This window comes from Propionivibrio dicarboxylicus (genome assembly GCF_900099695.1).
Taxonomy (GTDB): Bacteria; Pseudomonadota; Gammaproteobacteria; order Burkholderiales; family Rhodocyclaceae; genus Propionivibrio; species Propionivibrio dicarboxylicus.
Genome location: NZ_FNCY01000012.1, coordinates 105,870 through 130,952 on the forward strand (window position 1 = coordinate 105,870; position 25,083 = coordinate 130,952).

A 25,083-nucleotide genomic window follows, 5' to 3' on the forward strand; every position below is an offset into this window, starting at 1 on the left:
GATTGCGCCTCCTAGCAATGACGCGGATCGGGCTTCTCGGCGTCGATCCCCAGGCGCCTCAAGGCATCAGCCACGACTGTCCGCGCGATGACGCCATCGTCGGCCAGACCGCGCAAGGCCGCGAGGACGATATAGCGCGCATCGGCCTCGAAGAAATCGCGCAAGGCGACCCGCGTATCGGAGCGGCCAAAGCCATCGGTGCCGAGGACGGTGTAGGCGCGTGGAATCCAGTTGCGGATGAGGTCGGGATAGGCGCGAATGAAATCGCTCGCTGCGATCACCGGTCCGCGCGTCGCGGCCAGTTGCGCCGTCACGTAGGGGACCCGCGCCGGCTGGTCGGGATGCAGCAGATTCCAGCGATCGCAGTCGATCCCGTCACGACGCAACTCGCCGTAGCTCGTCGCGCTCCAGACGTCGGCGGCAACGCCGAACTCGGCTTCGAGCCGGTCGGCCGCCGCCAGCACTTCCCGCAGGATGCTGCCGCTGCCAAGCAACTGCACCCGCGGCCAGGCAGCATCGCAGGCGGAAACGCGCAGCCGGTACAAGCCCTGCCGGATCCCCGCCTCGGCGCCCTCGGGCAATCCCGGTTGCGGCATGTTTTCGTTGTAGAGCGTGACGTAATAGAACGCGTTCTCGCCCGCTCCGAGCATGCGCCGGATGCCGTCTTCGACGATCACCGCCACCTCGTAACTGAACGCCGGGTCGTAGGCGCGACAATTCGGTACCGTCGCCGCGTAGACGTGGCTCTGGCCGTCCTCGTGCTGCAACCCCTCGCCGGACAGCGTCGTACGCCCGGCCGTGGCGCCGAACAGGAAGCCGCGCGCCTGACTGTCGGCGGCGCACCAGATCAGATCGGCAACGCGCTGGAAACCGAACATCGAGTAGAAGATGTAACACGGCAACATCGGCTGCGCGCTGTGCGACCAAGCGGTGCCAGCGGCGATCCACGAGCCCATCGCGCCGGCTTCGGTGATGCCTTCCTCGAGGATCTGGCCGGCGACGTCCTCGCGATAAAAAGCCAGCTGGCCGGCATCTTCCGGCGTGTAGCGCTGCCCCCAGGGCGAATAGATGCCAACCTGGCGGAACAGGTCCTGCATGCCAAAAGTGCGTGCTTCGTCAGTAACGATCGGCACGACGCGCGCACCGACCGCCGGATCGCGCATCAGGCGCGACAACAGCCGGACGAAGCTCATCGTCGTCGACACCGGCCGATCGCCGGAATCCTCGCGCAAGGGGACAAAGACCTCGTCCGCCGGCGCCGGCACCGGCGCCGCCAAGGCCTGGCGCTGCGGCAGTGCGCCGCCCAGCGCAGCACGCCGCACCTGCAGGTAGCGCAACTCCGCGCTTTCCGTCCCAGGATGGTAGAAGCGCGCTTCGTCGATATCGCGATCGCTGAGCGGCAAGCCGAAGCGCTCGCGGAAACGGACCATGTCGTCGCGCGCCAGCTTCTTGATCTGGTGCGAGGTATTGGCGCCCTGGCCGGACGCGCCCATGCCGAAGCCCTTGGTCGTCTGCGCCAGGATCACCGTCGGCTGGCCGCGACACGCCATGGCGGCGGCGTAGGCCGCGTAGATCTTGACCGGATCATGACCGCCGCGCATCAGCGCGTCGATATCGCGGTCCGACATGTTGGCGACGAGCGCCGCCAGTTCGGGATAGCGCGAGAAAAAATGCTCGCGGTTGTAGTGTCCGTCGGTCGCCGACAGCTTCTGGAACTCGCCGTCCACGGCCTCGGCCATGCGTCGCAGGATCCAGCCATCGCGATCGCGGGCGAAAAGCACGTCCCAGTTGCTGCCCCACAGGCATTTGACGACGTTCCAGCCGGCACCGGCAAACAGCGTTTCAAGTTCCTGCACGATATTGCCGTTGCCGCGCACCGGACCGTCGAGCCGCTGCAGATTGCAATTGACGACGAGAATCAGGTTGTCGAGCTGTTCGCGTGCGGCGATCGAGATGCCGGCCATCGATTCCGGCTCGTCCATCTCGCCATCGCCGACAAAGGCCCAGACCTTGCGATCGCTGGCCGGCGCCAGGCCGCGACGCTGCAGATAATGCTGAAAGCGCGCCTGATAGATCGCCGTGAGCAAGCCAAGCCCCATCGACCCGGTCGGAAACTGCCAGAAATCGGGCATCAGCGTCGGATGCGGATACGAGGACAGGCCGCGACCGATACCGCCCGAGACCTCGCGACGGAAATAGTTGAGCCTGTCCTCGGAGAGCCGTCCCTCGAGAAACGCACGGGCATAGACACCGGGCGCCGAATGCGGCTGGAAATAGACGAGGTCGCCGGGATGCGACTCACTCGGCGCGCGGAAAAAATGGTTGAAACCGACCTCGAACAGATCGGCACTCGACGCATAGGTGGCGATATGCCCGCCGAGTTCGGCGTGCGCCTGATTGGCGCGCATCACCATGACCAAGGCATTCCAGCGATGGATCGCCGTGATCCGCATTTCAAGATCGAGGTCGCCGGGATACGGCGGTTGCGCCTCGACCGGGATCGTGTTGCGGTAGGGCGTCGTGTGCCGCGTGTGGAAGCGCCCGCCGGCGGCCCGTCCCGTTTCGATCAGGCGATCGACGAGAAATTCGGCGCGCGCCACCCCGTCGCGAGCGATGACATCGGCAAGACTGGCGATCCAGTCCTGCGTTTCGTCGGAATCGGTGTCCGGACGAATCCCGGCGGCATCGGCATAAGGGGGGACATTGGCTAGATTCATGGCAAGACTCCGACGATAAGCGGGACGGCGACCCGATGCATTCTAGAATTAAGCCGACGAGCGATCATTGCCTTTTTGGGAGCATCTGCGCGATGATTAGCAATAAACACAATTTTTCCCGGCCTTATGCGCAACAATTACACACAAAGCATCGACGACCCGATGGATCTGCGCCTGCTCGACCGCCTGCAGAATGACGCGCGCATCACCAATGTCGCGCTCGCCGAAAGCGTGAACCTCTCGCCCGCCCCCTGCCTGCGCCGGGTGCGCGACCTCGAATCGGCCGGCGCCATCCGCGGCTACGTCACGCTCATCGACCCCGAAGCCATCGGCCTCCACGTCTCGGTCTTCATCCAGATCAGCCTCGAAAAGCAGGTCCTCAACGCGCTCAAGAATTTCGAGGAAACCATCGCTGGCTATCCGGAAGTCATGGAGTGCTACCTGATGACCGGCGATTCCGACTACCTGCTGCGCGTCGTCGCGCGCGACCTGGCGGCACTCCAGTCCTTCATCGTCGACCGCATCGCCTGCCTGCCCAACGTCGCCAACATCCGTTCGAGCATCGCCCTCAAGCAGATCAAGTACAAGACCGCCTTGCCGATGGATGTCTAGGCCATCGTTTTCACACATCGCCGAACGCTTTGTCAGGAACGGCCTCTAAGTAATCCGCTCCCTCAACGCTCACCAGGAGATCTTCATGTCCCTATCCATGTACGACGCATCGATACCCGTCCTGAAACGCTGGCTGCAAAACCTCGCCGCCATCCTGAAAAAGGCCGAAGAGCACGCCGCGCAGCGCAAGATCGAGCCGACGGTGCTGATCAACGCCCGCCTCTTCCCCGACATGTTCCCGCTGTCGCGACAAGTGCAGATCGCCACGGATCAGGCCAAGGGCTGTGCCGCCCGACTGGCCGGTATCGAGATTCCGAAATTCGAGGACACCGAAGCGAGCTTTGACGAACTGCAAGCGCGCATCGCCAAGACGATCGGCTTCCTCGATGGCATCCAGGCCGCGCAAATCGACGGCAGCGAAACACGCACCATCGTGCTCGACCTGCATGGCGGCGCCAAGAAGGAATTCCTCGGCAAGGACTATCTGCTCACCTGGGTGTTCCCCAATTTCTATTTCCATGTCACCACGGCCTATGCCATCCTGCGCCACAACGGCATCGACGTCGGTAAGAAGGATTACCTCGGCGCTTGACGATACGGACCGGGGCGGGCGCGGATAGTCGCCCGCCGCGAATGCAACGACCGGGACGCTATCCCACCAGCATGCGCAGGATATCGCGCCCGTAGGCCTCGAGCTTCTTGGCACCGACGCCGCTGATCTCGCTCAGCGCGGCCAGCGATTCGGGTACGCGCTGCGCCATCTCGGCCAGTGTCGCATCGTTGAAAACGGCATACGCCGGCAGGTTATGTTCCTTGGCGACACCGGCGCGCCAGGCTTTCAGCATATCGAAGCGTTCCAGGCTGGCGCCGTCGAGCGCCATCGCCGCCGCCGAACGTTTCGCCCCGCCGGCCTTGGCGCCTCGGCTACGCTTCGCCCGGCTCGTCCGTTCGGACGGCTGCCGCAGGCGCATCGACACTTCGCCGCGCAGCACCGCGCGCGCCGACTCGGTCAATGCCAAGGTGCTGTATTCGCCCTCGACATGGACATGGCCGAGCGCGATCAACTGCCGCAACACCGCCCGCCATTGGACTTCGCTGAGGTCGGCGCCGATACCGAAGGTGCTGAGGTGTTCATGCCCGTATTGCGCCACCTTGTCGGTCATCCGCCCGCGCAACACGTCGATCAGATGCACGACGCCGAAACTCTGGCCGCCGTTCTGGTGGAAGCGATAGATGCACGACAGCGCCTTGCGCGCCGCCTCGGTCGCTTCCCAGGTCGCCGGCGGCTGGCGGCAGTTGTCGCAGGCGCTCTGGTGCGCGGCACAGGCGTCGCTCGGCTCGCCGAAATAGGCGAGCAGGCGGGCACGCCGGCAATCGTGCGCCTCGGCGAGCGCCAGCAGCGCTTCGAGCTTGCCGCGCTGGCTGCGCTTGAAGAACTCGTCGGCCGGACTGTCGTCGATCATGCGCCGCATGTTCACGACATCGGCCAAGCCATACGCCATCCAGGCATCGGCCGGCAATCCGTCGCGACCGGCACGACCGGTTTCCTGGTAGTAGCTTTCGATATTCTTCGGCAGGTCGAGGTGGGCGACGAAGCGCACGTCGGGCTTGTCGATGCCCATACCGAAAGCGATCGTCGCGACCATGACAAGTCCATCTTCGCGCAAGAAGCGATTCTGATGCTGCCGCCGCAACTCGGCCTCCAGACCGGCGTGGTAGGGCAAGGCAGCAATCCCCTGCGCATTCAGCCAGTCGGCGGTCTCTTCGACCTTGCGACGCGACAGGCAATAAATGATGCCAGCATCGCCCTCGTGCTCGTCGCGGATGAACTGCAGGAGCTGTCGCCGGGCATCGTCCTTCTCGACGACGGTATAGCGGAGATTCGGACGGTCGAAGCTGCTGACGAAACGACGCGCTTCGCCGAGCGCGAGACGATCGACGATATCGGCGCGCGTCTGCTCGTCGGCGGTCGCCGTCAGCGCCAGCCGCGGCACGCGCGGATAGCGTTCATGCAAGAGATTCAGCGCCAGGTAATCGGCGCGGAAGTCGTGGCCCCATTGGCTGACGCAATGCGCCTCGTCGATCGCCACCAGGCTCAGTTGGCCGCGCTCATAGAGCGAATCGAGTTGTCCGAGCATGCGCGGCGTCGTCAGGCGTTCAGGGGCGACGTAGAGCAGCACCAGACGGCCGCTCATCATCTCGCGTTCGACCTGCTGCGTCTCCGGCAGGCTCAGGGTCGAATTGAGAAAGGCAGCATGGACACCGGCCTCCTCGAGCGCACCAACCTGATCGTGCATCAAGGCGATGAGCGGACTGACGACGACGGTGACCCCCAGGCCGGCGCGATGCCGCGCGATCGCCGGCACCTGATAGCACAGGCTCTTGCCGCCGCCGGTCGGCATCAACACCAGCGCGTCGCCGCCGGCGATGGCGTGGTCGATGATCTCGGCCTGGCGACCGCGGAAGGCACCGTAGCCAAAGACGTCGTGCAGGATGGCGGCGGGGGAGTTCGAGGCAGGAGACGTCACGGTTCGGCAGCGCGGCAAAAGCGCGAGTTTAACCGATCGCCGAATCGTCCCGACGAACCGACCGGCGTTTTTCCGGTCGAATTTCCCGACGCGGCATCGTAAGATGGACCCGACTCGACTACAGGAAAGGACTCGGATCATGCGCATCGGATTCTTTGGCGCCGCCGGCGAAGTCACCGGCTCCAGCTATCTCGTCGACACCGGCACGACGCGCTTCCTCGTCGATTGCGGCATGTTCCAGGGCGGTCCCGAAGCGCGGGCGAAAAACCTCTCGGCGCTCAATTTCGGTTGCGCCATCCGTGACATCGACTTCGTCCTGCTCACCCACGCCCACATCGACCACTCGGGTCTGCTGCCGCGCCTCGCCGTGCTCGGCTACCGCGGGCCGATCTATGCGACCAACGCCACCGTCGACCTGCTCGAAGTCCTGTTGCCCGACAGCGCCCACATCCAGGAGAAGGAAAGCGAATGGCAGTTGCGCCACCAGCACCGTCGTGGCAAGAGCGCGACGGCACGCATCACACCGCCGCTCTACACCGTCGCCCAGGCGCAGGCGGCGCTGCAACTGCTGCAACCGGTCGCCTTCGGCGCGACGCTCGAACCCGCCGACGGCATCTCCGTGCATTTCCATGAAGCCGGCCATATCCTCGGCTCGGCCTGGATCGAAGTCATCATCGGCGGTCACGGCAAACCGCGCCGGCTGATTTTCTCCGGCGACCTCGGCATGCGCGACCGGCCGATCATCCACGACCCGGAACCGGTCCGCACGACCGCCGACCTGCTGCTCGTCGAGTCGACCTACGGCAACCGCCAGCACCGCTCGATGCAAGAGACCGAAGACGAGATCGTCGCCGCCTTCGCGCGCACCCACGCCACCCACGGCAATCTCGTCATTCCCTCATTCGCCGTCGGCCGCACCCAGGAAATCATCTACCTGCTCGCCGATCTCGTCCGCCGTGGCCGCATCGCGCCGCTCAAGGTCTATGTCGACTCGCCAATGGCCAACACCGCCACGCGCATCACCCTCGCCCATCCGGAACTGCTCGACCGCGGCGTCAAGGAACTCGTCGACTGGGTGCAGCACCATCCCGAAAAAATGAAGGTGAATTTCGTCGGCGACGTGAATGAATCGCGCGCGCTCAACGACATCAGGAGCGGCGCCGTCATCATCTCGGCCAGCGGCATGTGCGAAGCCGGACGCATCAAGTACCACCTGCGCGAAAACCTGCCGCGCAGCGAATGCACCGTGCTGATCGCCGGCTTCCAGGCGGCCGGCACGCTCGGCCGCCGCCTCGTCGAGGGCGCCAAGCTCGTGCACATCTTCGGCCAGCCGGTGCCAGTGCGCGCCAGGATCTGCACGGTCGGCGGACTTTCGGCGCATGCCGACCAGCCGACGCTGCTCGACTGGTTGCGCGGCTTCAAGACGCCGCCGACACAGACCTGCATCGTACACGGCGAAGTCGGCGCGGCCGAAGCCTTCGACGCCGCGATTCGCGAAAAACTCGGCTGGACGGCGCTACGTCGCCCGAAGCGCGGCGAATTCATCGAGTTCTAACACGCCGAGCCGCTGTGTCACACATCGACGGGCTCGCCATTCGCCGAGGTCCGCCAGCCAAGCGTCTCCATGCCGAACGCGTCGGCGAACTGCCGGCGCCGGCCCGGCGTCCGGTATAATGCGCGGTTTATCCATTTCGCACTTCCCTACGCTAGCCATGGAACTCGCCAAGAGCTTTGAACCCGCAGAAATCGAACGTCGCTGGTATCCCGACTGGGAAGCCAAGGGCCATTTCAACGCCGGACTCGATACGGCCAAGACCGATGCCTTTTGCATCCTGTTGCCGCCGCCGAACGTCACCGGCACGCTGCACATGGGTCACGGCTTCAACCAGGCGATCATGGACGCGCTGACGCGCTACCACCGCATGCGAGGCGACAACACGCTGTGGCAGCCGGGCACCGATCACGCCGGCATCGCCACGCAGATCGTCGTCGAGCGCCAGCTCGATGCTCAAGGCATTTCACGACACGACCTCGGCCGCGAGAAGTTCCTCGAAAAAGTCTGGGAGTGGAAGGAATATTCGGGTAACACCATCACCCGCCAGATGCGCCGCCTCGGCACCTCGCCCGACTGGACGCGCGAACGCTTCACGATGGACGCCGGCCTCTCGAAGATCGTCACCGAAACCTTCGTCCGGCTCTACAAGGAAGGCCTGATCTATCGCGGCAAGCGCCTCGTCAACTGGGACCCGGTGCTGCACACCGCCGTCTCCGACCTCGAAGTGGACAGCCAGGAAGAAGCCGGTTTCATGTGGCATATCCGCTATCCGCTCGCCGACGGTTCGGGCGACCTGACGGTGGCGACGACGCGTCCGGAAACCATGCTCGGCGATACCGCCGTCATGGTCCACCCCGAGGATGAGCGTTACCGCGACATGATCGGCAAGATGGTCAAGCTGCCGCTGACCGACCGCGAGATCCCGATCATCGCCGACACCTATGTCGATCGCGAATTCGGCACCGGCTGCGTCAAGGTCACGCCGGCGCACGATTTCAACGACTACGCCGTCAGCCAGCGCCACAAGCTGCCGATCATCTCGATCCTGACGCTCGACGCCAAGATCAATGAAAACGCGCCGGAAAAATACCGTGGCATGGACCGCTTCGACGCCCGCAAGGCCGTCGTCGCCGATCTCGAAGCGCTCGGCATCCTGGTCAAGACCGACAAGCACACGCTCAAGGTGCCGCGCGGCGACCGTACCGGCGTCGTCATCGAGCCGATGCTCACCGACCAGTGGTTCGTCGCCATGAGCAAGCCCGGCGCCGATGGCACCAGCATCGTCGGCAAGGCACTCGAATGCGTCGCCTCGGGCGAGATCAAGTTCGTTCCGGAAAACTGGGTCAATACCTACAACCAGTGGCTCAACAACATCCAGGACTGGTGCATCTCGCGGCAACTCTGGTGGGGCCACCAGATCCCGGCGTGGTATGACGAACAGGGCAACGTCTATGTTGCCCATAACGAAGATGAAGCCCGTGCGCAGGCCGCCGCCAAGGGCATCGGCGGCACCCTGACGCGTGATTCCGACGTGCTCGACACCTGGTACTCGTCGGCGCTGTGGCCGTTCTCGACGCTCGACTGGACGCCCGAGTGGCCCGAGAAATCGAACACGGCGCTCGACCTCTACCTGCCCTCGACGGTCCTCGTCACCGGCTTCGACATCATCTTCTTCTGGGTTGCGCGCATGGTCATGATGACCAAGCACATCACCGGCAAGATCCCGTTCAAGCACGTCTATGTGCACGGCCTGATCCGCGACGCCGAAGGTCAGAAGATGAGCAAGTCGAAGGGCAACGTGCTCGACCCGATCGACCTCATCGATGGCATCGGCATCGAGGACCTCGTCAAGAAACGCACGACGGGCCTGATGAACCCGAAACAGGCCGAGCAGATCGAAAAGCGTACACGCAAGGAATTCCCGGAAGGCATACCCTCCTTCGGCACCGACGCCCTGCGCTTCACCTTCCTCTCGCTCGCCAGCCCTGGCCGCGACATCAAGTTCGACCTGCACCGCTGCGAAGGCTATCGCAACTTCTGCAACAAGCTGTGGAACGCCACGCGCTTCGTGCTGATGAACACCGAAGGCAAGGATTGCGGCATCGATCCGAATGCCGTCCCCGACATCAGCCCGGACGGCCTGCACTTCTCCTTCGTCGACCGCTGGATCGTCAGCCGCCTGCAACGCACCGAGGCCGAAGTCGAACAGCATTTCGCCGATTACCGCTTCGACCTGCTGGCGCGGGCCATCTATGAATTCATCTGGGACGAGTTCTGCGACTGGTATCTCGAACTGGCCAAGGTGCAACTCCAGTCGGGCGATGAAGCCGTTGCCCGTGCGACGCGCCGCACGCTGGTGCGCGTGCTCGAAACGGTGCTGCGCCTCGCCCACCCGCTGATCCCCTTCATCACCGAGGAACTGTGGCAGGCCGTCGCGCCGCTTGCCTATCGCAAGACGCATGAATCGATCATGCTCGCCGCCTATCCGAAGGCCGATCCGCTCAAGTTCAACGAAGCCAGCGAAACCAAGACGCAGCAACTCAAGGACCTGGCCTACGCCTGCCGCAACCTGCGCGGCGAGATGAATCTGTCGCCAGCACAGAAGGTGCCGCTGATCGCCAGCGGCAATGCCGACGTGCTGAAGCGTTGCGCCCCGTACCTCCAGGCGCTGGCCAAGCTCTCCGAGGTGCAGATTGTCGACACCCTGCCGGAAGACGCCAACGCACCGATCGCCGTCGTCGGCGAGATCCGCCTGATGCTCAAGATCGAGATCGACGTCGCCGCCGAGACCGAGCGCCTGACCAAGGAAATCGCCCGCCTCGAAGGCGAGATCGTCAAAGCCCACGCCAAGCTGGCCAACGAAAGCTTCGTCGCACGGGCGCCGGCGCAGGTCGTCGAACAGGAGAAGAAGCGCCTCGCCGATTTCTCGGCAACCCTGGAAAAACTGAAGCCGCAACTCGACCGCCTCAAGCGTGCCTGAGAAGCTGTCTCGAAAAATGTCGCGAGCGCAGCCAGTTGGGCCGCGCCCGGCGCACAGCGACGAGACAGTACACGTTGTACGGCGAGGAGCGAGCACCGCGCAAGGCCCAAATGACAAGCGCAGTAATTTTTGAGACAGCTTCTGCGATTCACATCAAGCGGATCACGGTGGACGTCGACTCGATCGACATCCACCAGCACGTCAATAACCAGGAATACCTGCGCTGGATGCAGGACATCGCCATCGAGCACTCGTCTTTGCAGGGCTGGCCGATGGAACGCTACCTCGAGACCGGCGCCTCGTGGTACGTCAAATCACACTTCATCGAATACCTGAAACCGGCGACGCTCGGCGACACGCTGATCGTCGGCACCTGGGTCGCTGCCATGGGCGAGCGCAATTCGCCGCGCCGCACGCTGTTCCTGCACGCCGACACGCACCAGATCGTCGCCCGCGCCGAAACACAGTGGATTTTCGTCAGCCTCCGAAACGGGCGACCGCTGGCGATTCCCGACGCCGTGCGCCAGGCCTTTGTCATCATCGATGCGGAAGATGCGGCGCTCGCCGCGATCAGGCAGCAGGCGAAGGGCTGAGTCCAAGCAACCAGACGGCGGCAGTGATCGTCACGAAGGACAGCACCGTCGCGACCATGACGATGCGGGCGATGCGCCCCGAATCGGCACCGAAACGCTCGGCCAGCATCGTGATGTTGATCGCCGGCGGCAGCGCCGCCACCGCCGTCAAGCCCGCCAAGGAGAGGCTGTCGAGGGCAAACCCCAGGGCCTGAACGACGAGACCGAAACCGTAGACCAGCGCCGGATGCGCGAGCAGTTTGACGAGCGCCGCCGGCACATAATCGCCCGCCGGAATCGGCGCTGCCGCGGTCACCGCATTGCGCGCCAGGATGCAGCCAATGGCAAACAGCGCGACCGGCGAGGCCGTGTCGCCAAGCATGGCAATCGCCTTATCGACAGGCCCCGGCATCACCACTCCGAAGGCGCCGCAAGCGAGCCCGGCGGCGATCGGCCACGGCAAGGGATTGGCCAAGGCCCCGCGCAGCGCGCCGACAAAGGCCCGCCAGATGGTCCGCAAGACGCCACTGCCGGAAGACCCTTCCGGCATCTGCACGATCGCGATACATGACGACGTCACCAGGAAGAGATCGACCAGCACGGTCACCAGCACGACACGCACACCGGCCTCGCCGAGCAGCGCGACGAGCAGCGGGATGCCCATGAAACCGGCATTGGGATAGACCGAGGCCAGGGCGCCGAAGGCGGCATCCTTGAGCCGCACACGTTCATTGCGGCTGAAAACGATGGTCGCACTGACAATCACCGCCGCGCAGCCCAGGTACACCAGAATCAGCGGACCGTCGAGCAGCCGTTGCAGCGAAGTGCTCATGCCCATGCGGAAGAGCAGCGCTGGCAGCGCGAACGAGACGATGTAGCTGGTCAGCCCCGGGATGGCGTTCACCGGCAGCAGTTCGCGCCGGATCGCGACGAAGCCGCACGCCACCAACGCGAAGATCGGGAACGTAACGGCGAGAACGGAAATCAGTTGCTGCATCGTTGGGCTTCGTCGTTTCTCTAAGAGACCATGGCCGTACGTCGGCTCAACGCCGGCGCGTCTTCCTGACCATCTGCAGGACCGCCGCGAGCAGGAGCAGCAGGAAGCAGAGCACCGACCAATTGGCCAGGGAGAAGCCGAGGAAAATCCAGTCCTTCTGCGTACAGAAACCGGTCACCATGAACATCGCCGGCCATTGCGCGCCGAGCCAATTGACGAGCTGCTCGGTCGGCGTCGGCTCACCGAAGCCGCACTCGGTCGCCAGTTGCGGCGCATACTGCATCCAGCTCTGCTGGCCGGCCGCCACCATTCCGCCGATCGCCGTAAGGATCAGCAACACGCACCAGAAGCGACGCCCGCCCGGAAAGGCAGCGCCAGCAAGCGACCAAGTGCCGAAAACAAGGTAGATCACCCGCTGCAGGATGCAGAGATGACAGGGATTCAGCCGGGCGACTTCGCCCAGCACCAGCCCCGCCGCGACGAAGCCGAACGATACGACGGCGAGCAGGATGAAGCCGCTCCGGACCGACAAACGCTGAAACATGTGCAACACCTTCGAAATCTGGACCAGCGCGCATTCTAACAGCCCCCGGGATTTCGCGATCCCGGGCCTGATCGTGTATAGTCTGCGGCAATGACCCCCGCCGCTTCCATCACCATGAAAACACGCATTCTGCTGATCGAGGACGACGAGCGCCTCGCCAACCTGACCGCTGAATACCTGCGCAAGAACGAGTTCGATGTCGCCATCGAAACCCGTGGCGACACGGCCGAGGCCCGCATCCTCCGCGAAGATCCCGAACTCGTCATCCTGGACGTCATGCTGCCGGGCAAGGATGGCTTCGAAGTCTGCCGCAGCGTGCGCAGCCAGTACAAGGGCGTCATCCTGATGCTGACCGCGCGCGACGAGGACCTCGACCAGATCCTCGGGCTTGAACTCGGCGCCGACGACTACCTCGCCAAGCCGGTCCAGCCGCGGCTCTTGCTCGCCCGCATCAAGGCCTTGCTGCGGCGCGCCCCGGTGGCGCCTGCAGGCGAAGGCAACGCGCCCGCCAGCGAAAGTGAAGAGCTTTGCTTCGGCAACTTCCGCATCAGCCAGGCCACCCGCAGCACCCACCTGGGCAATGAATCGATCGACCTGACGACGGCCGAGTTCGACCTGCTCTGGCTGCTCGCTAGCCACGCCGGCAACATCCTGTCGCGCGACGACCTGCTGCAACAATTGCGCGGCATTGGCTTCGACGGCCTCGACCGCTCGATCGACGCACGCATCTCGCGCCTGCGCCGCAAGCTCGGCGACGACCCGGAAAATCCGACGCGCATCAAGACCGTTCGCGGCAAGGGCTACCTGTTCAGCAAGCATGACTGGCAATAACGGCGGCCGCAACCGGCGACTGCTCGACATCCTCTGGCGCTACAAGCCTACCCCCTGGCGCGGCAGCTACAGCCTGTCGCGGCTGTTCCTCAGCTTCTACCTGCTCGTCATGGGCTCGTTCGTGGCGATCGCCTTCTTCGCCGACTTCGTCATCTCGACTTCGGTCAGGGACATCACCGACGACTACACGCGGCGCTTCATGCAGGGCACCATCGTCCTGATCGAGGAGGACCTGTTCCGCAAGCCGCGCAAGGACTGGCCGGATGCGATCAGGGCGCTCGACCGCAAATTCTCGTACAAGCTCGACATCGTCGAACGCTGGACGCTCAAACTCAAGCGCAAGCAGGCGGAAAAGCTCGATGCCGGTGAGCTCGCCATCGATACCGACGGCGACGTCCTCTATCACCGCCTGAAAAACACCTCGCAGGTGCTCGTCGTCGGCCCGCTCTCGCCCAACGCCAACCCGGAGCGGCCGCGATCTTTGCCGCTCGAACTGCGCGTCCGGCTGCTGACCTGGAGCCTGATCGGTTTCATCCTGGCGATCGCCGTCTGGTTCTGGGTGCGTCCGGTTTGGCGCGACCTCGAAGCCTTGCGCAAGACCGCGCGAGCGCTCGGCGAAGGACACTTCGAGTCGCGCGCGCCCGAAGCCCGCAGCCGCGCCTTCGAACTGCTCACCGAAACGCTCAACGGCATGGCCGAACGCATGCAGCGCCTGATCGCCATGCAAAAGGAGTTGTCGAGCGCGATCTCACACGAACTGCGCACGCCGATCGCGCGCATGCGCTTCGCCGTCGAAATGCTGCCTGACGCCGATCAGGCCGACGAACGCGAACGCCTGCAGACGATGATGAACGATGATCTCGAGGAACTCGACAATCTCATCGACGCCAGCCTCACCTACTCCCGCTTCGAGCGCGAGCAACCGGAACTGCACCTGACCAGCGTCGATCTCGCCGAGTGGCTCAACGACAATGTCGATGGCATTCGCATCCTCGGACGCTCGCTCGAAATCACCGTCGACTGCAGCAACCTGCCGCCGGGCCAACAGGTCGAACTCGATCTCAAGAGCATGCCCTACGCGCTCACCAACCTCCTGCGCAACGCCATCAAGTACGCTCATTCGCGCGTCGTCGTCAGTGCCCAGATCAGCGGCAGCCGCGCCCTCGTTCACGTCGATGACGACGGCATCGGAATCGCCCCCGAGGAACGCCAGAAAGTCTTCAGCGCCTTCACCCGACTCGACCGTTCGCGCGACCGGGCGACCGGCGGCTACGGGCTCGGCCTCGCCATTGTCAGACTGGTACTCGAGCAGCATGGCGGCTCCGCCATCGCCGACGCCTCGCCGCTCGGCGGCGCCCGCTTCACGCTGAACTGGCCGGTGTTACACAGCGTCACGCAATCATGACGAAGCTGCCAAGGAATCTTGCCGGTACAGCGTCTAAGATGCCAGCGCACACCGAAAAACGACCTTCGTTTTTTCTTTCCCGCACATTGATTGGCAACACGCACGACATGCACCTTGACGATCACTCGCACCCGCTTATGTCCATGCAACGATCCCGATTCCCGCTGGCCGAAGGCGTTGGCGTTTTCCTTGGCGTGATCGCCTGGGATCTGCTTACCGAAGGCACCATGGAAGTCACCAAGGCGTTGCTGGTCTCCGGTCCGGTGTCCCTGCTCTGGTTCGCTTTCCGTTGCTGGAAGGACCGGCAGCACCGGCAATAGAAAAAGGCTGCGCACAACATCCTGACGGCATTGCGTTACACACCGTCACGCAAGCGCGAAACAAGCCACACAGACGGGTTTTCCGAACATCGATACACTGGCTCCATTGCTTCAGCGTCCCCGCTGACAATGTTTGACCCTCCCTGACTCATCGCAATGATGAGATTTTGATCCCGTGCCACACCGGCGCGGGATTTTTTTATGCGGGATCGGAAAGCAGCCGAACTTCGCGCTGCGGGTAGGGGATCACCACGCCATGCTCGCGGAATGTCTTCCAGATCGCCAGGTTGAGATCCGAGACGATGCCGCCGATGCCGATTTCGGGATCGGCCACCCAGAAGCCGAGTTCGAGATTGATGCCGTTGTCGGCGAATCCGGTCACCAGCACCCCCGGCGCCGGATCGGCGAGTACGCGCGAATGCCTGCGCGCAACCCCGACCAACAGCTGAATCACCTGTTCCAGATCGGTATCGTAGGCGACCTGCACGCTCGTCGTCGCCCGGACACGCGTATCGGTATAGGAAAGATTGCGGACGATGTTGCTGACCAGATATTCGTTCGGAATGATCACCTCGGTACCGACCAGCGTACGCAGTACGGTATAGCGCGTGGTGATCTGCGTGATCGTGCCGGTCGTCTTGTCATCGACGGCAACGAGGTTGCCGAGCCGGATCGAACGGTCGAGCAGGATGATGAAGCCGCTGACATAATTGCTGGCGATTTTCTGCAGACCGAAGCCGAGCCCGACCGCCAGCGCGCCGCTGAACACCGACAACGCCGTCACGTCGATGCCGACCAGCGACAGGCTGAGCAACAAGGCAATCACCGACAGGAAGGCTTTGGCCAACCGCGCCAGCACCTCGCGCAGATTGGCGTCCATCCGGTTGGCTGCCATCAGCCGGTTCTCGACCAGGCTGGCGATCCACAGGGCGAGCAGCAGGGTCGCCGCCACCGTCACCGCGCCGTGCAGGACGATCCAGAGATCCAGGCGCTGCTTGCCGACGACGAAGGTCACCTGCTCCAGCGATTCGACCACCGGATCGGCTAGCCCCGTCATGTCGAGCACCATCCCGACCCAGACCGCGGTCGTGATGAAGCGCTCGAAGGCACTCAGGAAACCGCCGTCGGAGAAGACACAGCGCAACACGTAGACGACGACGCGGGCCAGCAGCCAGGCCACCAGCAGCGGCACGACGAGATCGAAGAGGCTGAGATGCTCCCAGCCCATACCGCGCAGGACCCGGCGCGTTACCAGCAGCAGGACGACGGCAACTAGGGGGAACGCCAGGCGCTTCATCCCGCCGGCACCGAAAGCTCGCAGCACGCTGCGTTCAGGGCGTGGCCGCATGCAGATCGGCTCGCGCAAATGGCGCGAAATCCACCACGACAGCACCAGGGCAACGACCAGCGCCGACGCCGTCCAGAAAAATTCCGGCGTATTGAGGTCGCGCGCCAGCGCGTTGATCAACAGGAAGAACTTCTGCTCATTCATCGCCGCTCCATGACCGCTGCGAAGAAGCCGTCGGTACCATGACGATCGGGTCGCAGCTGCAAGCGACCGTTGGCATCCTCTTCAATGACAATATCCTGCTTGCGCAAAACCTCGGCAGCCGACAGCGCGACGAACTCCGGATGTGCCGACAGGAAGGCGGAAACGACCGCCTCATTCTCGTCGCACAGCAGGCTGCAGGTGGCATAGACGAGACGCCCGCCGGAACGGACCAGCGAAGCGGCTGCCTTCAGGATCGCCGCCTGCTTGGCGGTCAGTTCGGCGACACTCTCCGGCGTCTGCCGCCACTTCAGGTCCGGATTGCGACGCAGGGTTCCGAGTCCCGAACACGGGGCATCGACGAGCACGCGATCGAGCTTGCCGGCGAGCCGCTTGATCTTGATGTCATTTTCGGACTCCAAGCGCGCCGGATGGACGTTGGACAGACCAGAACGCGCGAGGCGCGGCTTGAGCTTGGCCAGACGCTTCTCGACCACGTCAAAGGCATAAAGACGCCCCTGCGAACGCATCAGCGCGCCGAGCAGCAGCGTCTTGCCGCCGGCGCCGGCGCAGAAATCGGCAACCATTTCGCCGCGTTTCGGCTGGACCAGGAACCCGAGCAACTGGCTGCCCTCGTCCTGGACTTCGATGCTGCCGTCAAGGAACAGCGGATGGCGCGCCAACGAGGGCTTGCCGGCCAGACGAATCCCCAAGGGCGAATACGGGCAGGCCTGGGCGGCGATCCTGTCGTCCGCCAGGCGCGCCAGCACGTCCTCGCGCTTCGCCTTGAGCGGATTGACGCGCAGGTCGAGCGGCGCCGGCTGCGCCAGGCCGTTCGCCAGCGACACGACCTCGTCCGCCGCAAACTCGGCCGACAGCGCCTCGAACAACCAGTCGGGCAGGTCGAGACGAACTGCCGGCGGCAGATCCTCAAGGCGAACCGCCTTGGCCTGCGCCAGCCATTTGGCTTCATTCTCGCCGAGCACCGCATCGAGTTCGCGCCGATTGAGGCCTTGCAAACAACCAAGCCATGCCAGCAGCAAGTGTCGCGAAGACGGCTGCTCGCCGCACCGGGCGAGCAACGAGCGCTTGCGCCGCAGCACCCCGTACACCGCCTCGGCGATGAAACCGCGATCGCCGTGACCAAGCTGGCGATGCAAACGGAAATAGCGGGATACCGTCGAATCGGCGGGAAAAGTCGTGCCGAGCAACTCGGACAGCAAGGCGGCGGCGTGGTCGAACAGGGCGGGGGTCAAACGCATCGTAATTATCACTTCATCATGTAAAGGGGGTGGTCAGCGCTGCGGGCCATCACCGCCGACGGAACCCAGCTGGATATCCGTCGCGACCTGGACCAGGCTGCCGCCCGTGTTGTCTTCATGGCGGATTTTAACCGGCAACAGCAGATAATCATAAGCCAGCCACAATTCGGTCGTATTCGAGCCCGGCGCACGCAGGTGCAAAGTGCGCACGCGGCCCAAGGGCAACTCAAGCTCCTCGTCGCCGATCGCCTCAAGGCGATAGATGCCGACCTTGCGGCCGGTGGCGATCGTCAGCGCGCGCGCGATCCGGGGATCGGGCATGAAGCCGAGATGAAAATTGAATGACAGCAGGTCCTGCGCGCCGGTCTCGAGCGTCTGCGGCTCGCCGTTGCCGACCCGGAGCGTCCGCTGCGCCCAGTCGAAATCGGCCGTCTCGCCACCATCGGCACCGTTACGCCGAATGACGAATCGTTCGGGTTGCAGCCCCTCTGCCGTCAGCCGTCCGCGACTTTCCATGTCGATCCGGTAACGCTTGAACAACCAGACGATCCCGGTCGTTTCGGTATGCAGTCGCAAGGTGTAATGCCCCTCCGCCACTTCCCATTCACTGACGGCGCGGCCAATCTCGAAGCCGCTGTCGCCGCGATCGACGCGATAACGGATGCGACCGAAGTCGGGCATGTCGGGCGGCGGCAACACCTCCGTCGGCGGCGCCGGTACCGCCTCATTCACGGACGGGCGTTCCGGCGCGGCGACGGCCTCGTCCGCCGGGACAGCGGCCGACGCCTGCCCGGCCGCATCCGGCACCGTCATGACCGGCGTCGCCGGCGGCGTCTCGTGACGCACGGTACGGCGACCTTTCCTGAGCGGTGTGCGCACCGGTTCGGCGATCGGAGCATCGCGCAGGGCTTTCGGCATCGGGCGCAATTCCGCCTGCAGCGGACTGGGCTCGTTCTCGGTCGGCAGATCGATGTCCGGACCGAATAACACCGCCGCGTGCAGTCCCAGTGACGCGGCGAAGGCCAGAATCAGGACGAAAGGCATGCCGGCGAGACGAGCCCCGGCGACACGCGCTGCGGCGCGGCGAGGCGCACGCAGCCGTCGACGAGACTCAGCCGATCCTCGACGAACCAGCGAATCGCCTGCGGATAGAGTGCATGCTCCGCGACAAGCACACGCGCCGCCAGCGCTGACTCGTCGTCACCATCGACGACCGGCACCGCTGCCTGAGCGATGATCGGCCCGTGATCGAGCGTCGGCGTGACGAAATGCACCGTACATCCATGCACGCGTACGCCCGCGGCCAGCGCCTGCCGGTGCGTATGCAGACCGGGAAACGACGGCAGCAGCGAGGGATGGATGTTGATCATGCGCCCCGCATAGCGCAGGACAAAGGCATCGGTGAGAATACGCATGAACCCGGCAAGCACGACGAGATCTGGCGAACATGCGTCAATGGCCTCGGCCAGCGCCGCATCGAAGGACTCGCGGCTGGCATGGGCGCGATGATCGACGACGCCGACCGGGATGCCGCGCGCGCGCGCCGTCTCGAGGCCCGGCGCCTCCTGGCGATTCGAGATCACGGCGACGATCTCGGCCGGCAGCGCGCCGGAGGCCGCCGCATCGAGGATCGACAGCATGTTGCTGCCGCGTCCGGAAATAAGTATGACGAGTCGTTTCATTTGAATCCCAAGGCTCCCACCGGGAGGAAAACGGCGGCGGCGACGCTTTGCGTGAGCCGCGTCACTGAGCGGCCGTGTTTGTCGGCCATGACTTTCGACAAGGTGTCGAGCAGGCCGATCAGGCGTCCGAACTCGCGCTCGAAGCTTAGATTGGGCTGCGTCGAATCAAGTTCATTCGACAGCAGCAGGAGTTCGCCCGTGCCGTCGCGCGACGAGGCCAGCTTCCAGATGGCGATCTCCATGTTGCGTGCGCAGTTGTAGAGTTTCTGCTCGCTGAGGTCGTCGAGCATGAAAAATTCCTGTTTGTACTCGAAGGTCGCGTAGACCATGCCGAGCAAGCCGCTCATCAAGGCCAGCACTCGGTCGCCGGTATAGTCGGGCGAAAAGGCGAACAGCGCGGCGGCCCCTTCGTGCCGCCCCTCGAGTTCGGGGAAATCGAACCGCCCCGAAAACAAACGCGCCAGCGCCGCATCGAGACTCGCCTGCCCCGCCTTGCGCCATTCGCGCGGATTGCGGCGGTAGAGCTTTTCGGCGATGCGGCGCAAGCCGGCGACCAATTCGGTGCGATGCGTATCGATGACGCGATCGACCTCGGACTTGGCCAGATAGCGCGCATCGAAATGCGTCTCGCGTTGACCGTCCGAACCGACACGCGTGGCGCAGGACGTCAGTAATGTGACCAACACCAGCGGAAACGCGCGGTGCCGGAACATGACGTCCTACCCCCGGCGATGCTGCAACCAGCCGACGAAAGCTGGCAAAAGGGAGACGACGACGATCCCGACGATGACGACCGAGAGGTTCTGCTTGACCCAGGGCAGATTGCCGAAGAAATAGCCGACGAGCAGCAGGGAAACCACCCAGAGGGCGGCGCCGACCAGGTTATAGACGCAAAACCGCAGGTAGTTCATACGCCCGACGCCGGCGACGAAGGGCGCGAAGGTGCGAAATAGGGGCAGGAAGCGCGAGAGTACCAGCGTCTTGCCGCCGTGCTTTTCATAGAAGGCCTCGGTCTTCTGTAGCGCCGCCTTGTTGAAGAACAGGGAGTCCTCCCACTTGAAAACGCGCGGTCCGATGTAACGGCCGATATGATAATTGAGCATGTTGCCGGCAGCCGCTGCGACCACCAGCAAGGCCAGCAACACGCCGATGTTCATGCCACCGACGGCAGCCAGCGCGCCGGCGACGAAGAGCAGCGAATCGCCGGGCAGGAAAGGCGTCACGACGAAACCCGTCTCGCTGAAGATGATGGCGAACAGGATGGCATAAATCCAGACGCCATATTGCTGGACGAGCACGGCAAGGTACTTGTCCAGGTGCAGGACGATGTCGATGAAGGCGGCCACGTATTCCATTGCTGACGGATCCCGAAAAATGGCCGATTTTACCGCAGGCCGGCCGCCTATGCCCCCGGTTTAGCCGGCGTATTGGCGAGAACCTGCGCCAACTCGACCGCCGTCTTGACGCCCATCTTCTCGAACAGGCTGGAACGATGGACCTCGACGGTACGCATGCTGACATGCAACTCGTCGGCGATCACCTTGTTGAGTTTGCCGGCGAGCACCCGCTCCATGACCTGGCGCTCGCGCATCGACAACTGGCTCAGACGATTGTTGATCGACTCGACCGACGCCGCCGCGGCACGCAAGGACTCGTCATGCTTGAGCGCCTGGACGATGCGATCGACGAGTTGATTGTCATTGCAGGGCTTCTCGACGAAATCGAAAGCGCCGTGCTTGAGCGCAGCGACCGCCAGCGGCACGTCGCCGTGCCCGGTCAGGAAGATCACCGGCATCGAGCACCCGCGCTCGCGCAGGAGGTCGAAGAGCGCGTTGCCGCTCATCCCGTCCATGCGGATGTCGAGCAGGATGCAACCGGCCATCTGCGGACTCCACATCTCGAGGAAGGCCTCGGCCGAAGAGAATTCGAGACAGGGAATGCCTCGCGACTGCAACAGCCATCCGAGCGAATCCCGGATCGCTTCGTCATCATCAACAATATGGACGGTAGGGTTCATTGCGGCGCAATCGGTAATGAAATACTGAAAATGGTACCGCCTTTGAGATTATCTTCAACCCACAGGCGGCCACGATGGAATTCGATGATCGAACGGCAGATGTTCAGCCCCATCCCCATGCCTTCCTGCTTGGTCGAGAAGAAGGGCGTAAACAATTTTTCACGGATCGACGGCGAGATGCCGGTACCACGATCGGCGACGCGAATCCTCGCCTGTCCGTCCTCGGTCAGCGCCAGTCGGATCGTCAGACGACGGCGCTCGGGCGGAATGTCGTCGCTCATCGCGTCGATCGCATTGCGCATCAGGTTGAGCAGTACCTGTTCCAGCATCACCCGGTCGGCATAAAGCGTTACCGAAAGCTCGGGAATCTTGCGGATGATCCGCACGCTATGGAGCTTGGCGTCGGCCTCGATGAAGCCGATGCTGTCCTCGATGATCTCGACGAGATTGCAGGGCGCGAGCTTCGGCTCGCTCTTGCGTACGAAATCATGTACCCGCCGGATGATGTGACCGGCGCGACGCGCCTGCACACCGAGCTTTTCCATGACCATGCGCAATTCATCCGGCGAGAAATTCTCGGCCGAGAGCTTGTTCAGGCAGCCGGTGTTGTAACTCGTGATCGCCGCCAGCGGCTGGTTGAGTTCGTGCGCCAGCGACGACGCCATTTCGCCCATCGTCACCAGCCGCGAGGTCTGCTGCAGCTTTTCCTGCTGCTGGCGTGCCAGTTCTTCAGACCGCTTGCGCTCGGTCACATCGACGATCGACGACATCCAGCCCGTCTGGCGCCCATCGGCATCGATCAGCGGCGCCTCGTAGATCAACGCGTCGAAACGCGAACCATCCTTGCGCATGAAGCGGATTTCCAACCCTTCGCGCCGTTCGCCGTCATGGACCAACGCATCGGTCACCGCCTGTATCCGCTCCATCTCCTCAGGCGGCCAGAACGGTAGCGGCGGCCGCGCATCGAGCAACTCGGCCTCGCTGAAGCCGACCATCTGGCAAAACGCCGGATTGACGTAGGTGATGCGGCCTTCGAGATCGCGGGCGCGCATGCCGATCGTCAGCGAGTCCTCCATCGCCTTGCGGAACGCATGCTCGGCACGCAGCGCCTGTTCGGCGGCGATACGACGCTGGATATGCTTGCGCATGCGCCACAAACTGGCAAGCACGGCAGCCACCAGGGCAATCACCAGGCCGATCAGGACGCGCTGGGCAAAGTCGCCCTTGTCCGGGTAGGCATCGACACGCAAGACCATGCCGAAGCCGGGCGGTTCGAGCGGAATCGCGTAATTGACCGGGGTCGTGACTTCGCCGAGTTTCGATTTTCCGGCGAGCGAATTGCCGTTGTTATCGAGAATCCGGACCTGGTACTTCTCCGAGAACCACCACGGCACCAACTGTTTCAGCAGCGAATTGATCGAATAAACACCGACCAACGCCCCGCGAAAACGCCCTTTTTCGAACACCGGCGTATACACATTGAACTGATAACCGGCATCGGTCGAATAGGCATCGGTATAGAGCGACTTGCCGAGTTTGCCGACCATATCGACGGTCTGGCGCGAAATGTCGTCGCGTTGGCCGTTGCCGCCCGGACGCGTCGAATTGTGCACCGGATTGATCGCCAGCCGATGTCCGGCGGCATCGACCCAGACGATTTGCTGGAGATCCGGATTGCTCTTCAGCAGGTATTGCGTTCGCAACTGGAATAGCGGCGCCTTGTGGCGCTCCTGCGCCAGATCGGTGGCCAACTGCTCAAGATGTTCGCTGTTACGCTCGATGTGGAAGCTGATACTCTGTTCGAGCCACAGCACGTCGGCGATCAAGGTCGAGCGCTGTTCGTCGGCTTCGTTCTGGCGCAACAGGAAATAGAGCGCGACCAACAACACGAGCAGCAAGCCCATCGCCAGCTTCAAACCGGTCAGATACCAGTTCGACCACCGGATCGACGACAGGATCGGGCCTTTCTTACCGCCGTTCTTGACCGAAGCCGAGATCATGCTCCCTCCGCCTGCCAGCATCGTGGCACGACAGTCCCCACACCGCGGACACCCGCGACCGGGCGCAAACACTCAAGGTTGGAAGCCAAGGATAAATGCATGGCCGGAGTTTACCGCAAAAGGGCGTCCCGGTTCGCCCCCGTACCGCCCTGCTGCGCGCCCAAGCCCATAAAAAAGCCCGCCGGAAGGCGGGCTTTTTGCATGACTACGCGTCGAACGGCTTAGCCGCCAGCACCCATCAGCGCCAGCACCACACCGCCGGCAACCACCGAGGCTACCTGACCCGCAGCGTTCGCACCCATCGCGTGCATCAGCAGGAAGTTCTCGAAGTCCTCGTCCTGCGCCACGCGCTGGCAAACCCGCGCCGCCATCGGGAACGCGCTGATACCCGCCGCGCCGATGATCGGGTTCACCTTGCCGCCCGTCAGAACGTTCAGGATCTTCGCGAAGATCACCCCGGCCGCACAGTCAACACCGAACGCCAGAAGACCCAGACCCAGAATGAACAGCGTCGAGAACTTCAGGAAGTCCGTGCCAACCATCGTGCCGCCAACCGCCAGACCCAGGAACAAGGTCACCGTGTTCGCGATCTCATTCGACGAGGCCTTCGTCAGACGTTCCACCGCACCCGATTCCTTCATCAGGTTGCCCAGCATCAGCATGCCGATCAGCGGCGTCGCAAACGGAACCAGAATACCCACCATCACCGTCACGATGATCGGGAACATGATCCGCGTCCGCGTGCTCAGCTTCCGCGACGCATACGGCATGCGGATCGCACGCTCATGCTTCGTCGTCAGCGCGTAAATCACCGGCGGCATGATGATCGGTACCAGCGACATGTAGCTGTAAGCAGCCACCGTGATTGGCCCAAGCATATGCGGTGCAAGAATACCCGACACGTAGATCGACGTCGGTCCGTCAATCGCGCCAATGATACCGATCGAGGCCGCTTCCTTCTGCGTGAAGCCCAGCAGCAGCGCCAGAATCAGCGTCAGGAAGATCCCGAACTGACCCGCAGCACCCAGCAGCACGAACTTCGGATTCTCCAGGAGCGGTCCAAAGTCGGTCAGCGCACCGATCCCGATGAAGACCAGCAGCGGGAACATCTCGTTGCCCACGCCCATCTCGTACAGAATCTTCAGCATCCCGTCTTCGGCAATCAACGGCGACAGCGGCAGGTTGGCGAGCAGACAGCCCGCGCCAATCGGCAGCAGCAGCAGCGGTTCGTAGTCCTTGACGATCGCAAGATAGAACAGGACAAACGACACGCCGATCATGACCAGCGACTGCCATGTGACGCCATTGACGCCTTTCATGAGCAGGCCGATCGTTTCTTGATCGATCATCTCAGTCCTCCTTGAAGGTGACGATCACGTCGCCGTGACCGACACTTTGTCCCGCCGCCACGCACACTTCACCGATAACGCCGTCACGCGGCGCACCAATCACGTTGTGCATCTTCATCGCGTCCAGAATCGCCACTTGCTGACCACGCGTTACCTTGTCGCCAGCCTTGACATTCACTTCCAGGATCACGCCAGGCATCGGCGCCTTCAGCGCGCCCTTGCC

Annotated in this window: 22 protein-coding genes; 8 read left to right on the forward strand and 14 right to left on the reverse strand. The window is 63.4% G+C overall.

The window, feature by feature from the left end; genetic code table 11:
- Positions 1-11: 11 nt before the first annotated feature.
- Complete coding sequence (aceE, locus tag BLR25_RS14105) at positions 12-2,717, reverse strand: pyruvate dehydrogenase (acetyl-transferring), homodimeric type (RefSeq protein ID WP_091938532.1); 2,706 nt, start codon at positions 2,715-2,717, stop codon at positions 12-14.
- 126 nt (positions 2,718-2,843) lie between these two features.
- Between aceE and BLR25_RS14110 the strand changes: the two genes are divergently transcribed.
- A complete protein-coding gene (locus tag BLR25_RS14110; RefSeq protein WP_091938533.1) occupies positions 2,844-3,329 on the forward strand; it encodes an Lrp/AsnC family transcriptional regulator in 486 nt (161 codons plus the stop codon).
- A gap of 85 nt (positions 3,330-3,414) precedes the next feature.
- Positions 3,415-3,921 (forward strand): DUF1993 domain-containing protein, encoded by a 507-nt coding sequence (locus tag BLR25_RS14115; protein ID WP_091938534.1) that lies wholly within the window; start codon positions 3,415-3,417, stop codon positions 3,919-3,921.
- A 58-nt stretch (positions 3,922-3,979) separates the two neighbouring features.
- Here BLR25_RS14115 and recQ read toward each other — a convergent pair whose 3' ends face one another.
- The gene (gene recQ, locus BLR25_RS14120) at positions 3,980-5,857 is read right to left on the reverse strand and encodes a DNA helicase RecQ (protein ID WP_245715568.1); all 1,878 of its coding nucleotides are present in this window, start codon (positions 5,855-5,857) and stop codon (positions 3,980-3,982) included.
- A gap of 139 nt (positions 5,858-5,996) precedes the next feature.
- Between recQ and BLR25_RS14125 the strand changes: the two genes are divergently transcribed.
- The 3 genes from BLR25_RS14125 to BLR25_RS14135 all read left to right on the forward strand — a co-directional run bounded on the left by BLR25_RS14125 (position 5,997) and on the right by BLR25_RS14135 (position 10,985).
- Positions 5,997-7,412, forward strand: a complete 1,416-nt coding sequence (locus BLR25_RS14125) for an MBL fold metallo-hydrolase RNA specificity domain-containing protein (protein WP_091938535.1) — start codon at positions 5,997-5,999, stop codon at positions 7,410-7,412.
- Between the two features lie 157 nt (positions 7,413-7,569).
- Positions 7,570-10,392, forward strand: coding sequence for a valine--tRNA ligase (locus BLR25_RS14130; RefSeq protein WP_091938536.1), 2,823 nt, complete (start codon positions 7,570-7,572; stop codon positions 10,390-10,392).
- Between the two features lie 110 nt (positions 10,393-10,502).
- Positions 10,503-10,985 carry an acyl-CoA thioesterase gene (locus tag BLR25_RS14135; RefSeq protein WP_091938537.1) on the forward strand — a complete coding sequence of 161 codons (483 nt, stop codon included), beginning with the start codon at positions 10,503-10,505 and terminating at the stop codon, positions 10,983-10,985.
- Here the strand turns inward: BLR25_RS14135 and BLR25_RS14140 are convergent.
- Positions 10,963-11,961 carry an AEC family transporter gene (locus tag BLR25_RS14140; protein ID WP_218122752.1) on the reverse strand — a complete coding sequence of 333 codons (999 nt, stop codon included), beginning with the start codon at positions 11,959-11,961 and terminating at the stop codon, positions 10,963-10,965. The two genes, BLR25_RS14135 and BLR25_RS14140, sit on opposite strands and share 23 nt — an antisense overlap.
- A gap of 46 nt (positions 11,962-12,007) precedes the next feature.
- Positions 12,008-12,505, reverse strand: a complete 498-nt coding sequence (locus BLR25_RS14145; RefSeq protein WP_091938538.1) for a disulfide bond formation protein B — start codon at positions 12,503-12,505, stop codon at positions 12,008-12,010.
- Between the two features lie 114 nt (positions 12,506-12,619).
- Between BLR25_RS14145 and BLR25_RS14150 the strand changes: the two genes are divergently transcribed.
- The 3 genes from BLR25_RS14150 (at position 12,620) to BLR25_RS21310 (ending at position 15,061) form a co-directional block, all read left to right on the forward strand.
- A complete protein-coding gene (locus BLR25_RS14150; protein ID WP_091938539.1) occupies positions 12,620-13,336 on the forward strand; it encodes a winged helix-turn-helix domain-containing protein in 717 nt (238 codons plus the stop codon).
- Complete coding sequence (locus BLR25_RS14155) at positions 13,323-14,741, forward strand: ATP-binding protein (RefSeq protein ID WP_091938540.1); 1,419 nt, start codon at positions 13,323-13,325, stop codon at positions 14,739-14,741. Before BLR25_RS14150 ends, BLR25_RS14155 begins: the two co-directional genes overlap by 14 nt.
- A gap of 143 nt (positions 14,742-14,884) precedes the next feature.
- Positions 14,885-15,061 (forward strand): hypothetical protein, encoded by a 177-nt coding sequence (locus BLR25_RS21310; RefSeq protein ID WP_176785902.1) that lies wholly within the window; start codon positions 14,885-14,887, stop codon positions 15,059-15,061.
- Between the two features lie 199 nt (positions 15,062-15,260).
- On the opposite strand, the gene BLR25_RS14165 is transcribed toward BLR25_RS21310, so the two are convergent.
- The 10 genes from BLR25_RS14165 to BLR25_RS14210 form a co-directional block, all read right to left on the reverse strand.
- Positions 15,261-16,553: a mechanosensitive ion channel family protein gene (locus tag BLR25_RS14165; RefSeq protein ID WP_091938542.1), complete on the reverse strand. Its 1,293-nt coding sequence runs from the start codon at positions 16,551-16,553 to the stop codon at positions 15,261-15,263.
- Positions 16,550-17,812, reverse strand: coding sequence for an RsmB/NOP family class I SAM-dependent RNA methyltransferase (locus BLR25_RS14170; protein ID WP_091938543.1), 1,263 nt, complete (start codon positions 17,810-17,812; stop codon positions 16,550-16,552). Before BLR25_RS14170 ends, BLR25_RS14165 begins: the two co-directional genes overlap by 4 nt.
- 33 nt (positions 17,813-17,845) lie before the next feature.
- Positions 17,846-18,856, reverse strand: coding sequence for a DUF3108 domain-containing protein (locus BLR25_RS14175; protein ID WP_091938544.1), 1,011 nt, complete (start codon positions 18,854-18,856; stop codon positions 17,846-17,848).
- Positions 18,841-19,494, reverse strand: a complete 654-nt coding sequence (gene purN, locus BLR25_RS14180) for a phosphoribosylglycinamide formyltransferase (protein ID WP_091938545.1) — start codon at positions 19,492-19,494, stop codon at positions 18,841-18,843. Before purN ends, BLR25_RS14175 begins: the two co-directional genes overlap by 16 nt.
- Complete coding sequence (locus BLR25_RS14185) at positions 19,491-20,207, reverse strand: hypothetical protein (protein WP_091938546.1); 717 nt, start codon at positions 20,205-20,207, stop codon at positions 19,491-19,493. The genes purN and BLR25_RS14185 overlap by 4 nt, the downstream gene beginning before the upstream one ends.
- 6 nt (positions 20,208-20,213) lie before the next feature.
- On the reverse strand, positions 20,214-20,849 hold the full coding sequence (locus tag BLR25_RS14190) for a DedA family protein (RefSeq protein ID WP_091938547.1): 636 nt from the start codon (positions 20,847-20,849) through the stop codon (positions 20,214-20,216).
- A 47-nt stretch (positions 20,850-20,896) separates the two neighbouring features.
- Complete coding sequence (locus BLR25_RS14195; protein WP_091938548.1) at positions 20,897-21,511, reverse strand: response regulator transcription factor; 615 nt, start codon at positions 21,509-21,511, stop codon at positions 20,897-20,899.
- A complete protein-coding gene (locus BLR25_RS14200) occupies positions 21,508-23,511 on the reverse strand; it encodes a sensor histidine kinase (RefSeq protein WP_176785903.1) in 2,004 nt (667 codons plus the stop codon). The genes BLR25_RS14195 and BLR25_RS14200 overlap by 4 nt, the downstream gene beginning before the upstream one ends.
- Before the next feature lie 221 nt (positions 23,512-23,732).
- Complete coding sequence (locus BLR25_RS14205; RefSeq protein ID WP_091938550.1) at positions 23,733-24,860, reverse strand: sodium ion-translocating decarboxylase subunit beta; 1,128 nt, start codon at positions 24,858-24,860, stop codon at positions 23,733-23,735.
- Position 24,861: 1 nt separating this feature from the next.
- Positions 24,862-25,083 (reverse strand): acyl-CoA carboxylase biotin carboxyl carrier protein subunit (locus BLR25_RS14210; RefSeq protein WP_143009869.1); only part of this gene is annotated, 222 nt, incomplete at its 5' end.